The 13454-nt window shown below is 69.9% G+C and carries 9 protein-coding genes; 3 read left to right on the forward strand and 6 right to left on the reverse strand.

What is annotated here, in order from left to right; all coding sequences use genetic code 11:
- Positions 1-8: 8 nt before the first annotated feature.
- Complete coding sequence (locus BR39_RS0122775) at positions 9-614, reverse strand: 3'-5' exonuclease (RefSeq protein WP_029916501.1); 606 nt, start codon at positions 612-614, stop codon at positions 9-11.
- Entirely contained in the window at positions 611-2965 is a 2355-nt protein-coding gene (ligA, locus tag BR39_RS0122780) for an NAD-dependent DNA ligase LigA (protein ID WP_029916503.1), read from the reverse strand. The genes BR39_RS0122775 and ligA overlap by 4 nt, the downstream gene beginning before the upstream one ends.
- Positions 2966-3902: 937 nt before the next feature.
- Between ligA and BR39_RS0122785 the strand changes: the two genes are divergently transcribed.
- Positions 3903-5024 carry an acyltransferase gene (locus BR39_RS0122785; RefSeq protein ID WP_051696048.1) on the forward strand — a complete coding sequence of 374 codons (1122 nt, stop codon included), beginning with the start codon at positions 3903-3905 and terminating at the stop codon, positions 5022-5024.
- 96 nt (positions 5025-5120) lie between these two features.
- On the opposite strand, the gene recN is transcribed toward BR39_RS0122785, so the two are convergent.
- From recN to lpxC, 3 genes are all read right to left on the reverse strand, one after another.
- Positions 5121-6815, reverse strand: coding sequence for a DNA repair protein RecN (gene recN, locus BR39_RS0122790; RefSeq protein ID WP_029916507.1), 1695 nt, complete (start codon positions 6813-6815; stop codon positions 5121-5123).
- A gap of 127 nt (positions 6816-6942) precedes the next feature.
- Positions 6943-7917 carry an outer membrane protein assembly factor BamD gene (locus tag BR39_RS0122795; protein ID WP_369795672.1) on the reverse strand — a complete coding sequence of 325 codons (975 nt, stop codon included), beginning with the start codon at positions 7915-7917 and terminating at the stop codon, positions 6943-6945.
- A 232-nt stretch (positions 7918-8149) separates the two neighbouring features.
- Positions 8150-9046, reverse strand: coding sequence for a UDP-3-O-acyl-N-acetylglucosamine deacetylase (gene lpxC / locus BR39_RS0122800; protein WP_029916511.1), 897 nt, complete (start codon positions 9044-9046; stop codon positions 8150-8152).
- 298 nt (positions 9047-9344) lie between these two features.
- On the opposite strand from lpxC, the gene BR39_RS0122805 reads away from it, so the two are divergent.
- Complete coding sequence (locus BR39_RS0122805; RefSeq protein ID WP_029916513.1) at positions 9345-11453, forward strand: S9 family peptidase; 2109 nt, start codon at positions 9345-9347, stop codon at positions 11451-11453.
- 60 nt (positions 11454-11513) lie between these two features.
- Complete coding sequence (locus BR39_RS0122810) at positions 11514-12578, forward strand: hypothetical protein (RefSeq protein WP_029916515.1); 1065 nt, start codon at positions 11514-11516, stop codon at positions 12576-12578.
- 87 nt (positions 12579-12665) lie between these two features.
- Here the strand turns inward: BR39_RS0122810 and BR39_RS0122815 are convergent, their stop codons facing one another.
- Positions 12666-13409 carry a squalene/phytoene synthase family protein gene (locus BR39_RS0122815; RefSeq protein ID WP_051696073.1) on the reverse strand — a complete coding sequence of 248 codons (744 nt, stop codon included), beginning with the start codon at positions 13407-13409 and terminating at the stop codon, positions 12666-12668.
- Positions 13410-13454 lie beyond the last annotated feature (45 nt).

Here is a 13454-nt window from a genome sequence, read left to right on the forward strand (position 1 = left end):
CCGATCCCCTATCCGGCCCGCCGCCGCAGGCCCGGACTGGAGCAGGTGGTGTAGCTGTCGGCGTTCAGCCGCCCGGCCGTCATGCCCAGCCTGTCCGGCAGCTCGCGGATGTGCGCCGCCTGGGTCGCCTCCACGGCCGCCAGGGCCACGGCCCCGCAGGCATAGGCGTCCTGGGCGGCGTCGTGGTGCTTGAAGTCCACGCCCAGGAAACCGCAGACCGCGTCCAGCTTGGCCGACGGCAGATGCGGCCAGGTGTTCTTGGCCACCTGCACCGTGCAGATGTAGTCGAAGCGCGGATACGGCAGGCCGTAGAGCTCGCAGGTCCGGCGCATCACGCTGATGTCGAACGACGCGTTGTGGGCGATCACCGTCGCCGCCTCGATCCGGTCCCGCAGCCGCGACAGCACCCCCGGGAACTCGTCGGCGTCCTCGACGTCGGCCGGCCGGATGCCGTGGACGGCGATGTTCCAGCCCGAGAAGCGCATGTCGATCGGCCGGATGTAGTGGTGCTCGACCTCCGTGATCGCCCCGTCCTCGATCCAGGCCAGGCCGATGGCGCAGGGGCTTGAACGCTGCTCGTTGGCCGTCTCGAAGTCGATGGCGACGACGGTCATCCAGCCCCCACCATCTCGAGCCACTCGTCCTCGGTCATCACCTGGATCCCCAGTTCGGTCGCGGTCTTCAGCTTGGAGCCCGCCCCCGGGCCGGCCACGACCAGGTCGGTCTTCTTCGACACCGACGAGGCTACCTTGGCCCCCAGCCCCTCGGCCTGGGCCTTGGCCTCGTCGCGGGTCATCTTCTCCAGCGAGCCGGTGAAGACGATGGTCTTGCCGGCCACGGCCGTGTCGGTCTTGGGCTTGGCCACCGGCTGGATGTCGAGCTCGGCGACGAGGTTGGCGACCTTCTCGCGATTGTGGTCCTCGGCAAAGAACCGGGCGATCGATTGGGCGGCCACAGGGCCGATCCCGTCGATGGCCGCCAGGTTCAGATAGTCGTCGCCCGGCGCCCCCTGCCCGGCCTCGGCCAGGGCCTGGGCGAAGGCGTTCCAGTCGCCGTAGCGCTCGGCCAGGGCCGCGCGGGCCGGTTTGTTCAGCTTGGGCACGGCGTGGCCGATCTTGACCTCCAGGCTGTCGGCCTCGGGCCACGGGTCGGCCTTCAGCCCGCCCTTGCCGGCCTCGACCAGCTCGTCGCGCGCCTTGGGTCCGACCCCGGCCGCCCCCGCCAGCTCCAGATAGACCGCGCCCGGCAGCTGCCCCGCCGCCCGTTCGGCGGCCGCCTGCAGGTCCTCGAAGCGGTCGAAGTTCCGGGCCAGAACGGTCGAGGTGGTCTCGCCGATGTCGCGCATGCCCAGGCCGTAGATCACCCGGTCCAGGCCGATGGTGCGCCGGGCCTCGATGCCCTTGACCAGGTTGGCCACCGAGGTCTCGCCGTAGCCGTCGCGTTCCCGAAGCTGGGCCAGCTTCTCCTCGTCGCGGGCCAGCCTGAAGATGTCGGCCGGCTCCTTGATCCAGCCCTCCTCGAAGAAGGCCGCCAGCTGCTTCTCGCCCAGGCCCTCGATGTCGAAGGCGCGGCGCGACACGAAGTGGCGCAGGTGCTCGATGCGCTGGAACGGACAGGCGAACTCGCCGGTGCAGCGGCGCACCACCGACTCCGCGCCCGAGGCGTTGACCTCGCGGGCCAGCGGCGTCTTCAGCGGGCACGGGCATTGGTGAGGGAATTCATAGGGTTCCGGCGCGGGGCTCGGACGCTCCTCCAGCGCCACCTGGACGATCTGCGGGATCACGTCGCCGGCCCGCTGGATCACCACGGTGTCGCCGACGCGGACGTCCAGGCGGGCGATCTCGTCGGCGTTGTGCAGGGTGGCGTTGGTCACCGAGACCCCGCCCACGGTCACGGGCTTGAGCCGCGCCACCGGGGTGATCGCCCCGGTGCGGCCCACCTGCAGGTCGATGGCCTCCAGGATGGTGCGGGCCTGCTGGGCCGGGAACTTGCGGGCGATGGCCCAGCGCGGCGAGCGCGAGACGAAGCCCAGGCGGCGCTGCTGCTCCAGCTCGTCGACCTTGTAGACCACGCCGTCGATGTCGAACGGCAGCTTGGGCCGCAGCACCTCGAACTCGGCATAGGCGTCCAGTAGGCCCTGGGCGTCCCGGACGCGCTTGGCCGGCGGGGCCGTGGTCACGAAGCCCCAGTCGTGCAGCTTGCCCAGGGCCTCCCACTGGCCGGCGGCGAACGGCCCGCTGACCAGGCCCCAGGCATAGGCGAAGAAACGCAGCGGACGCTGGGCGCTGATCTTGGGGTCGATCTGGCGCAGCGAGCCGGCGGCGAAGTTGCGCGGGTTGGCGTAGGTGCGCTGGCCGGCCTCCAGGGCGGCGGCGTTGAATTCGGCGAAGGCCTCCAGCTCGACATATACCTCGCCGCGGATCTCGATCACGTCGGGCCAGCCGGAGCCTTTCAGCTTGTGCGGGATGTCGGCGATGGTCCGCAGGTTGGCGGTGACGTCCTCGCCCACCCGGCCGTCGCCGCGCGTCGCGCCCTGGACCAGCACGCCCTTCTCGTAGCGCAACGAGGCCGACAGGCCGTCGATCTTGGGCTCGGCGGTGTAGAAGACCGGCTCGTCGGCGGACAGGCGCAGGAAGCGGCGGATGCGGGCGTCGAACTCGGAGGCCTCGTCGTTGGAGAAGGCGTTGTCCAGGCTCAGCATCGGCACGCCGTGCTCGACCGGCGAGAACTGCTCGGCCCGGGCCGCGCCCACCCGCATCGACGGCGAGTTCTCGCGGATCAGGTCGGGGAACCGCGCCTCGATGTCGAGGTTGCGGCGCTTGAGGGCGTCGTACTCGCCGTCGCTGATCGTCGGCGCGTCCTGCTGGTGATAGCGCAGGTCGTGGGCCGCCAGCTCGTCGGCCAGCCAAGCCAGTTCGGCATCGGCTTGGTCCTTGGTGAGGTCGGCGACGGCGATCTGGGACACGGGCGAATCCGGAGGCTGTGGAACGGCGGCGAGACTAGCAGGCCGTCTTGCCGTGGGGGAGCTTGGAGCGGGCGAACACTTGCCCCCTACGGACCGCTTCGCGGTCGTCTTCCCCCGGAGGGGGAAGAGCGCTGGCGCGAAGGCTCCGCCCCCTACGGGGCGGACAGACCGCGTAGCGGTCAGTTGGGGCAAGGGGGTGTGATCTCACGCCTGCGGCTGTGAGCGGGTGGGAAGGGTGCGAAGCGCCCGGGCCTCGCCCGGATGATTTGCAGTTTTGAGTACCGTTTCGACGAAGACAGGCGCTTCGCGTGGAGCCGTTATCCGGAAGCCTTCGGATCGCGGATTTTTAACCCGCTCCGATGGAGGCCCCCGACGGGCGGGGTGATGGCCGCACCCCGGACCGCCTGGGCGATTTCAGCCCAGGCCTGGCGGCTTCTCCGTCTCCCCGAGCGCCGGAGCTTCGTCGCGGCTAGGGCGAACCTGCTCCAACTCCAACCCAGGGCGTCTCCGAGGAGACATGACGGACAAGCCTTCCCGCTCGTCCACCCCCGAAGGCCGCATCGGTCGCCGTACGTGCGCCCTCCCCCGCCTTCAGGTGACATCAGGATACGGGCGCCTGGGAGGGTGAGCATAAGTTCGGTCGAAAAAGTTCAGGGCGTTGAAAACGCTGAAGTCTGTTCGCTATCCGCCGAGGATAAGTCCGACTGGGGACGCGCACTCACGGCAAGGCTTCGCCAATCATCCACGGCCGAGGGGTGGGTGCGTGTCCCCTCCTTCGCCCACGACGCCCCAGGACCTGCTCCAAACTCAGCGGACGACTTGGGGGACACGCACTCACCCTAGGCTCCGTGTGAACCGAGCGACGCCCTGCCCTGAGTGCATGTCCCCGATCGCGTCTGGCCCGGCCCTTGCTCCCTCGCGGGAAAGGAGCCGCCGCATGTCCCAAACCGCCACGATGTCCCAGAACGGCCTGTCGCGCGGCGGGGCCCTGGACCTGCTGCGGTTCGTGGCGGCGCTGTTCATCGTGCTCTATCACGTGGCCGAGCGGGCGCCGGTGTCGCTGTTCGCGATCCACCCTGCGTTCGGGCGCGGCTACCTGGCCACCGACTTCTTCCTGATGCTGTCGGGCTATGTCCTGGCCAAGACCTACGGGCCTCGGGTGCTCGGCCAGGGCGTCACCACGGGCGAGTTCCTCAAGCGCCGCCTGCTGCGCATCTGGCCCGCCCACCTGGTCATGCTGGTCCTGTTCGTGATCTTCGTCCTGGCCACCGGCGCCGTCGGGCTGGCCCCGCAGAATCCGCAGTGGTTCCAGTGGGACCAGCTGCTGCCGCAGGTCTTCCTGATGCAGGCCTGGTTCGTGCCCGGCCCGTCGGGCTGGAACATGCCGACCTGGACCCTGTCGGCCCTGATCGTCTGCTACGCCGGCTTCCCAGCCGCCTGGCGGGCCGCGGCCCGGATCACCTCGCCCTGGACCACCCTGGCGATCGGTGTCGCCCTGTTCCTGGTCGTCGACTACGCCGCCAAGGCCGTGACCGGCATCCCGGCCCACCAGTTGCCGCTGCGGTTCGGCCTGGTGCGCGGGATCCCGCTGTTCGCGCTGGGCATGCTGATCGCCCGCCTGCCGACCGCCCTGCCCTCGCGCTGGGCCGACGGCCTGGCCCTCGCCGCCGGCGTCGGCGTCGTGGCCCTGCAGGTCGTCGGGCGCTTCGACCATGCGAGCCTGGCCCTGCTGGGCCTGCTGATCTGGGCCGCCGGCGCCTCGGGAGCCAAAGGTTGGGGCTGGGCGGGCCTGGCCGGCCGCCTGTCGTTCGCCCTGTTCCTGACCAACCAGCTGGTCGCCGTGGTCTGGTTCGGCCTGCTGCGGGTCGTCGAGGGCAAGCTGGGCGTCGAGGGCCCCGCTCTCTGGGCCGCCTGGGCCCTGGCCCTGCCCGCCTGCGTCGCCGCCGCCTGGCTGTTCGAACGCTTCGTCGACGCGCCGCTGCAGGTGTGGGTGAAGGGGTGGTCGCGCGCTCCCAATCATCCGCTCATCCCGGCGAATGCCGGGACCCAGATCCCTTAGCTTTGGGTCTGATTGGAAAAGCTCAGCGCTCTTGGAGGTCAGCTCAGCGCCATTCCATCTGGGTCCCGGCATTCGCCGGGATGAGCGGATAGAAAATTACCCAATCAGCGCCTTGGCCGCCGCCCGGGCCGCCTCGGTGACCTCGGCCCCCGACAGCATGCGCGCGATCTCCTCCTGGCGCTGGGCCGGCGACAGCGGCTCCACCCGCGTGCGGGTCGAGGTGTCGTCGCCGGACTTGGCGATCCGCCAGTGGGCGTCGGCCCGGGCGGCGACCTGGGCCGAGTGGGTGACGACCAGCACTTGGGCATTGGCCGCCAGGCGCTTCAGGCGAAGGCCCACGGCGTCGGCCACGGCCCCGCCGACGCCCTGGTCGACCTCGTCGAAGATCATCAGCGGCTGGGGCCCTTCGCGGCCCGCCAGGGCGGCCTTCAGGGCCAGGGCGAAGCGGGCCAGTTCGCCGCCCGAGGCGATGGCCTCCATCGGACCGAACGGCGCGCCGGGATTGGTCGAGATCTCGAAGGCCACGCGATCGGCGCCGGTGGGGCCGGCGCGGTCCTCGTCCAGCGGTTCGACGGCGACCCGGAACCGGGCCTTCTCCAGCTTCAGCGGCGTCAGCTCGGCCTCGACGGCGGCGGCCAGGCGGTCGCCGGCGGCGCGGCGCTCGGCCGACAGGGCCTGGGCCGCGAAGAGATAGGCGTCGCGGGCGTCGGCGGCCTCGCGCTCGGCCTCCAGCAGCGCCTCGCCGGAGGTCTCGATGGCCTGCAACTTGGCGGCGAACTCGGCGCGCTTGTCGGGCAGCAGTTCGACGGCGACGTTCAGCTTGCGGGCCATGCCGCGCAGGGCGAACAGCCGCTCCTCGGCCTTTTCCAGCCGGTCGGGCTCGAACTCGAAGGCCTCGGCGGCGCCGTCGATGGCGGCGGCGGCTTCCTGGGCCTCGACCAGGGCCCGGTCGACCGCCTCGCAGGCGGCGGCCAGGCGGCTGACGGCCGGGCCGTCGGCGGGGGCGCCGGCCTGGATGGCGCGGTCGCGGGCCCGTTCCAGGGCGCGGAAGGCGCCGGCCAGCTTGCCCGAAAGGTTGTCGCCGCCCAGGGCCTCGGACGCGGCGCTGATGTCGGCCAGGGCCTTCTCGGCCGAGCCCAGCAGGGCCCGCTCCTCGGCGAGTTGCGTCTCCTCGCCCTCGCGCGGGTCCAGCCGGTCCAGCTCCGACAGGCGAAGCGTCAGTTCCTCGGTCTCGACGGCGGCGCGGTCGGCCAGGTCGCGCAGGGCGGCGGCCTTCTCGCGGGCGGCGCGCCAGCCGCTCCAGGCCGAGGCCACGGCCCCGACGCCGACCGCCCCGAAGGCGTCCAGCAGGGTGCGGTGGGTGCGCACGTCCAGCAGGCCGACCGTCTCGTGCTGGCCGTGCACCTCCAGCAGCAGCGCGCCCAGGTCCTTGAGCACGCCCACGCTGGTGGCCTGGTCGTTGACGAAGGCCCGGGAGCGGCCGTCGGGCGACAGCTGGCGGCGCAGGACCAGGTCCTCGTCGCGGGCGTAGTCCAGGCCCTTGTCGTCCAGATAGGCGAAGGCGGCGTGGTCGGCCGGCAGGGCGAAGATGGCGGTGGCGCTGGCGTGGCCCGCGGCCCCCCGGCGGACGAGCCCGGCGTCGGCCCGCGCGCCCGTGGCCAGGCCCAGGGCGTCCAGGATGATCGACTTGCCCGCCCCGGTCTCGCCGGTGAGCGCGGTCAGGCCCGGGCCGATGGCCAGGTCCAGGCTTTCGATGAGCACGACGTCGCGGATGGAAAGGCCGATCAGCATGGCCGCCAGGATCGCCGGGAATCAGGGTTTTTCAAAGGGGTCTTGTTCTCGGGACGTTCTCACGGGCCGCGAGGGCCGTTCCGGAACGGAAAACGGGCCGATCCTGGAGGACCGGCCCGCTTGAACTCTACATCCCCAGGACGCCCATGATCCCGCCCTTCTTGGGCTTGGCGGGCGGCGTGGCCGGCGTCGCCGGCTTGGCCTCGGTGGTCGCCGGGGCCGTCCCGTCGGCCGGCGGGGTCGCCGCGACGGGCGCGGCGGCGGCCGGCGGGGCCAGGGTGGTGTCCTTGTCGTGGATCAGGCGATCCAGCGCGTTGCGCTTGTTGCCCGCCTTCAGCGGCTCGACGGCCGGCTTGAGGTTGTTGGCGGTCAGCAGCTTGTAGGCCTCGGCGTACCAGGGATCGCCCGGGAAGTTGTAGCCCAGCACCGCGCCGTTGCGCTTGGCCTCGTCCAGCAGGCCCAGGGTCAGGTAGCTCTCGACCAGGCGGTAGAGGGCTTCCGGGGTGTGCGAGGTGGTCTGGTGGCGATCGACGACGGTGCGGAACCGGCCGATGGCGGCCAGGGTCTGGCCGTTCTTCAGGTAGTAGCGGCCGATCGTCATTTCCTTGCCGGCCAGCTGGTCGCTGACCATGTCGATCTTCAGGCGGGCGTCCTGGGCGTATTCCGAGTTGGGATAGCGCTGGACCACGTCGCGCAGGGCCGCCATGGCCTGCTCGGTGGCGGCCTGGTCGCGGTTCACGTCGACGATCTGCTCGAAATAGCAGACGGCCTTCAGATAGTAGGCGTACGAGGCCGACGGATTGCCCGGGTACAGGCCGATGAATCGGTCGGCGTCCGAGATCGCCTCGCTGTACTGGTTGCCCATGTAGTGGGCGTAGCCGGTCATCAGGATCGAGCGGCGCGACCATTCCGAATAGGGGTGCTGGCGCTCGACCTCGCGGAAGTAGTCGACGGCTTCGTTCCAGTTGCCGCGGTCCAGGCGGTTGGCGCCGGTCGAATAGAGCAGCTCCACCGGGCGCTCTTCATAGGCCAGGGTCGGCTTCTTGCGCTTGCCCGCGCAAGCGGAGACCGACAGGGCGACCAGCACGGCGGTCGCGACCATGACGGCCTTGCGTCCCGAGAAATTACGAAGCACCGACTTTTCACCCTCGAAGCAAACGTGCGCCCCTGCGCCGTGCAAGGCTTCTACACCACGCCGATGCGGGCGCAAATGGAAGCCGAGCCGTGACCAGGGTACGCCCAAAGACGCATCCCCCCGGGAATCCGTCCAAACGCTACAGACATCGGCTTTTTGACCAAATCAGGTCGAAGGCCGACGCGTTCGTATCAGTTTGTCAGACGGCCTGCGCCAATTCCACCGAATGCGCGCGCACCCGCCAGGCGGCCGGGTTGGCGATCAGGGCCCGGACGATGGCGTTGTTCAGGCCGTGGCCGGCCAGCACGCCTTCGAAACGGCCGATGACCGGCGCGCCCAGCACGTAGAGGTCGCCCACCGCGTCCAGCGCCTTGTGGCGCACGAACTCGTCGGGGCGGCGCAGGCCCTCGGGATTCAGCACGCGGTCGCCGTCGATGACCACGGCGTTCTCCATCGTGCCGCCGCGGGCCAGGCCGATGGCGCGCAGGGCCTCGACGTCGCGGACGAAGCCGAAGGTGCGGCAGTCGGCCAGTTCGGCGCGGAACGATTCTTCGTCGACGGCCAGGTCGATGCGCTGGCGGCCGATGGCCTTGCTGGCGAAGGCGATCTCGAAGGCCACCTCGAAGCGGTCGCTGGGCGACAGGCTGGCGGTCTTGTCGCCCTCCTCGACCGTCACGGTCTCGAGGATCTCGATGTAGCGGCGGGCGGCTTCCTGCTTGCGGCGACCGGCGCGGTCGAGGATCTGCACGAAGGGCTCGGACGAGCCGTCCATGATCGGAACCTCGGGACCGTCCAGCTCGACCACGCAGTTGTCGATAGCCAGGGCGGCCAGGGCGGCCATCAGGTGCTCGATCGTCGAGACGCGCACGTCGGCGGCGTTGTTGATGACGGTGCCCAGCTGCGTCTGGCAGACGGCCTCGGGCGAAACCGGCACGCGGTTGTCGCGGTCATGCACGTCGGTGCGCACGAAGACGATCCCGGCGTCGATCGCGGCCGGGCGCACGGCGACGCGCACGTGCGAGCCCGTGTGGAGGCCCACCCCCGCGAAAATCACCGGTCCGGCGACCGTGTGCTGAAAATATGCCGAAGCCGACACTTGAAACCCTTACTACCAGCGGACGGTTCGAAGACCGCCTTCTCGCCCCACGTACCATTTAGGGACAATGCTGCGTCGCGGCAAAGCAAGTCCTGTTTCCGATTGTTACCTCCCTAGCGACTTGTTTTTCATGGCTTTTTTGGCCGATCAGCGGTCATTATTTTGTCGTATTGCGCAGCTTGCTCCGCGAGCCGGGCCGCTCCGGCGCAATCTTCCGCCCCCTGCCCTGGCCTAGGCGGCACGTCCTCGCTAGGCTCGGGCCGCTTTTCGGCGTCACCATCTCCCGGATCCCGTTTCGATGACCAAGACCTTGCGCATAGCCGCCTCCGCCTTTGCCGTGTCCCTTGGGGCCCTGTCCCTGGCCGCCTTCGCCGTCGCGCCCGCCGCGCTGGCCGACGCCGGCCGAGGCTTCACCGCCAAGGACATGGTGCAGCTGGAACGGATCAGCGATCCGCGCGTGTCGCCGGACGGCCGCTTCGTGGTCTACAGCGTACGGACGATGGACCTGCCGGCCAACAAGGCCGCCATGTCGCTGTGGATCGCCGACCTGAAGGCCAAGATGGCCCCGCGCCGGCTGGCCGTCTCGGACGGCGGCGCGAGCAGCCCGCGCTGGTCGCCGGACGGCAAGGCGATCTACTTCGTCTCGGGACGGACGGGCGGCCTGGACCAGGTCTACCGCACCGACGCGGCCGGCGAGACCGCCGTCCAGGTGACCAAGGCCCCGTTCGACGTCGGCGCCTTCAAGATCGCGCCCGACGGCAAGACCATCGTCATCGCGCAAGCCGTGTTCCCCGACTGCGCCACCCTGGACTGCACCAAGGACCGGCTGGCCGCCAAGGGCGCGCAGAAGACCACCGGCGTGGTGTTCGACAAGTTGTTCATCCGCCACTGGGACCAGTGGAACGACGGGCTGCAGAACCACCTCTACGCCCTGAAGCTGGACGACCAGGGCCTGGCGACCGGCGAGCCCGTCGCCCTGATGAACGGCTTCAACGGCGACACCCCGACCAAGCCGTTCGGCGGCGACGAGGACTTCGTCATCACGCCCGACGGCAAGTCGGTGATCTTCTCGGCCAAGCCGGCCGACCGCGAGGAATCGTGGAGCACCAACTACGACCTGTGGCGCGCGCCGCTGGACGGCTCGGCCGCCCCGATCAACGAGACGATGGCCAATAAGGCCATGGACTCCCAGCCCACCGTCTCGCCGGACGGCAAGGCCGTGGCCTGGCTGGCCATGAAGCGCCCGGGCTTCGAGGCCGACCGCTACGCGATCATGGTCCGCGAGGGCGACACGGTGCGCGAGCTGAGCCCCGCCTGGGACCGCTCGGCCCAGTCGATCACCTGGAGCGCCGACGGCAAGACGATCTACACGACCGCCGAGGACATCGGGCAGACCAAGCTGTTCGCCGTCGACGTCAAGAGCGGCAAGGTCTCGCCCCTGACCGGCGAAGGCCATGTCAGCGCCCTCAGCCTGGGCGGCGGGACCCTGGTCTACGCCCAGGACAACCTGAAGGGCCCGGCCCAGCTGTACGCCCTGTCGACCGGCAAGAAGGCCGGCGCGCCCGTCAAGCTGACCGACAACAACGCCCAGGCCCTGGCCGGCATCGCCATGGGTGACGCCGAGCAGTTCAGCTTCCCCGGCTGGAACGGCGAGACCGTGCACGGCTACCTGGTGAAGCCCGCCAACTTCGATCCGGCCAAGAAGTATCCCGTGGCCTTCCTGATCCACGGCGGCCCGCAAGGCAGCTTCGGCAACCTCTTCCACTACCGCTGGAACGCCCAGACCTACGCCGGGGCCGGCTACGCCGTGGTGATGATCGATTTCCACGGCTCCACCGGCTACGGCCAGGCCTTCACGGACGCCATCAGCCAGCACTGGGGCGATCGCCCGCTGGAGGACCTGCAGAAGGGCTGGGCCTTCGCCACGTCCAAGTACGGCTTCATGGACAAGGACCGCGCCTGCGCCCTGGGCGGCTCGTACGGCGGCTTCATGATCAACTGGATCGCCAGCCAGTGGAAGGAGCCGTGGAAGTGCCTGGTCGACCACGACGGCATCTTCGACAGCCGCTTCATGGGCTACTCCACCGAGGAGCTGTGGTTCAGCGAGTGGGAGAACGGCGGCCCGCCCTTCAAGGCCGGCACGACCTATTCGAAGTTCAACCCGGCCGACCACGTCGACCAGTGGAGCGTGCCGACCCTGGTGGTCCAGGGCGGCCAGGACTTCCGCGTGCCGCTGGAAGAAGGCATCGGCACGTTCACGGCCCTGCAGCGCAAGGGCGTCCCCAGCAAGCTGCTGTACTTCCCCAACGAGAACCACTGGGTCCTGAAGGCCCAGAACTCGGTGCAATGGCACGACGAAGTGCAGAAGTGGCTCGATCAATGGACCAAGGGCGAGCCCGCCAAGTAATACGCTTATAAATTGCAGCCATTCGCCCCTTCCGTTAGTTTGACGACGGAAGGGGCGCTCATGTTCCACCTGTTTCGCGCGATCTCGAACCGGCTGACGCTGCATTCACGACTGGGGGGACGCTATGCGGAGGCCCGGATCCTGGCCGCCGAGCTGGACCTCGACCTCACCGAGATCGCCCTGCGCCACGGCAACCAGGGCTATGCCGAAGGCGGCACGGCCGAGGGCAACAGCCAGGCCGAGCAGGAAGAGAAGTTCAAGCGCCTGACCGAGGGCTTCAGGAGCCCCTATCCCAGCGAACAGATCGCCGCCGCCGTCGACCTGCGCAAATGGATGGTCCGCGACTACGGGCTGGAGCGGCTGAAGTGGTTCGTGCCGCAGCTGCGCGAGCGCTACGTGCAGGCCGTCGGTCCCAAGAACGTCAAGCTCGACCACCTGGTCTTCTGCGCCGAGGACGCCAGTCGCGACGAACTGGAGGCCGAGGCCCTGAGCCTGCTGGAGCGGCTGAAACTGCTCTACACGCTGAGCAGCGAGCGCGAGGTGCTGACCGGCCGCATGCGGCGCTGGGCCCTGGGCCTGCTGTGCTGGCTTTTCCTGGCGCTGATGGTCACCCGGGTCCTGCCCAACATCACCCCGCCCGGCTCCCTGCGCGAGTCGGTGACGGTGATCTCCAACTTCTCGCTGATCGCTTTCGTCGGCGCGGCCGGGGCCATGGTCTCGGTGCTGCGGCGCACGGAGTCGGCCATGGCCTCGGCCTCGTCCGAGATCGACCCCGTGCGCCAGGTCAGCGCGCTGAGCCAGGGCCTGACGGCGGTGTTCATCGCCGCCTTCGTTGGCATGTCGGTGTCGTTCGTGCTGGTGGCCTTCTTCGCCAGCGGCCTGGTCCAGAACGGCGACATCGTCGGCAAGGGGGCGGCGACGCTGTTCCCGCAGATCGTGCCCTGCCGCTACGACTGCCCGATCACCCTGGTCAATCGCGGCATGATGTTCGCGGCCGCCATCGACGCGGCCAAGATGATGGTCTGGGCGTTCATCGGCGGCTTTTCCGAGCAGTTGGTGCCGGATGTGCTGGACCGCCTGACCAAGGCCGCGCGCCAGCCGAAGAAGCCGTCGGAAGCGGCTTGAGGCCGGGGACATGCCCTTGCGGCGTGTCCCCAAGACTTGGCTCCGCGGATGCTGATGGGGACACGCCGCAAGGGCATGTCCCCGGCTCTAGACCCGTCCCGTCGCCACGGCCCAGGTCAGGCGCAGCTGGGTCTCGAACGGGCTCAGCTCCCGGCCGCCCGTCTGGGCCTTAGCCAGGGCCGCCGGCGCGGCGGCGGGGAACGCGGCGATCGGCAGGGCCTTGAGGGCGCTTCGGGCCTTGCCCAGCGCCGCGTCCACGCGACGGCGCACGTCGCCTTGCGTCCAGTCGGTCGGCAGGCGCTGGACCCCTGCCCGCTTCAGTCGCCACAGGCCCGCCAGGCCGTAGGCCCGGGCGGCCTCCTGCACCGCGTGGAGGTCGGCCTTCGGGTCCAGCCGCCAGGCGGCCAGCATCGTCACCGCCCCGGCCGTGGCGTCGAGATAGGCCAGGACCTGGGCCTCGGTCTCGAACGGCGCGGCGTCCAGGTCGGCCATGCGGGCCTCGGCCATCTCGGCCAGGGCGCTCAGGGGATAGCCGGCGGCCACCACGGCCTCGACCGTGGGGTGACGGCGCGCCGGCTGGCCGGCGGCGATCTCGTCCATGGCCTCGCGCCACCAGGTCAGGCGGATCTCGCCCATCAGGGCGTTGCTGACCCCGCCGGCCACCCGGGCCAGCTCGTAGTTGAAGGCGTAGAGCGCGATCACGTCGGCCCGCGCCTTGGGATCGGCGATGAACCGGCTGGCCAGCCAGCGGTCGGGGTCCACCCGGCGCACCAGGGCGTCCAGGTCGGTCTCCGGCGCGTTGTTGCGGTGGGCGATGTCCAACGTAGTCATGGGCGTGGTCATGGGCGCGGCTTATGCGCTGCATCGCCCAAAAGC

The organism is Caulobacter sp. UNC358MFTsu5.1, assembly GCF_000712075.1.
In the GTDB taxonomy this organism is placed as follows: Bacteria; Pseudomonadota; Alphaproteobacteria; order Caulobacterales; family Caulobacteraceae; genus Caulobacter.

What these genes read in the sequence shown, in the direction of transcription:
- BR39_RS0122775 (WP_029916501.1), bottom strand. Translation starts at nt 614, where the DNA reads ATGACCGTCGTCGCCATCGACTTCGAGACGGCCAACGAGCAGCGTTCA.
- BR39_RS0122815 (WP_051696073.1), bottom strand. Translation starts at nt 13,409, where the DNA reads ATGACTACGTTGGACATCGCCCACCGCAACAACGCGCCGGAGACCGAC.
- BR39_RS0122805 (WP_029916513.1), top strand. Translation starts at nt 9,345, where the DNA reads ATGACCAAGACCTTGCGCATAGCCGCCTCCGCCTTTGCCGTGTCCCTT.
- recN (WP_029916507.1), bottom strand. Translation starts at nt 6,815, where the DNA reads ATGCTGATCGGCCTTTCCATCCGCGACGTCGTGCTCATCGAAAGCCTG.
- BR39_RS0122810 (WP_029916515.1), top strand. Translation starts at nt 11,514, where the DNA reads ATGTTCCACCTGTTTCGCGCGATCTCGAACCGGCTGACGCTGCATTCA.
- BR39_RS0122795 (WP_369795672.1), bottom strand. Translation starts at nt 7,917, where the DNA reads ATGGTCGCGACCGCCGTGCTGGTCGCCCTGTCGGTCTCCGCTTGCGCG.
- BR39_RS0122785 (WP_051696048.1), top strand. Translation starts at nt 3,903, where the DNA reads ATGTCCCAAACCGCCACGATGTCCCAGAACGGCCTGTCGCGCGGCGGG.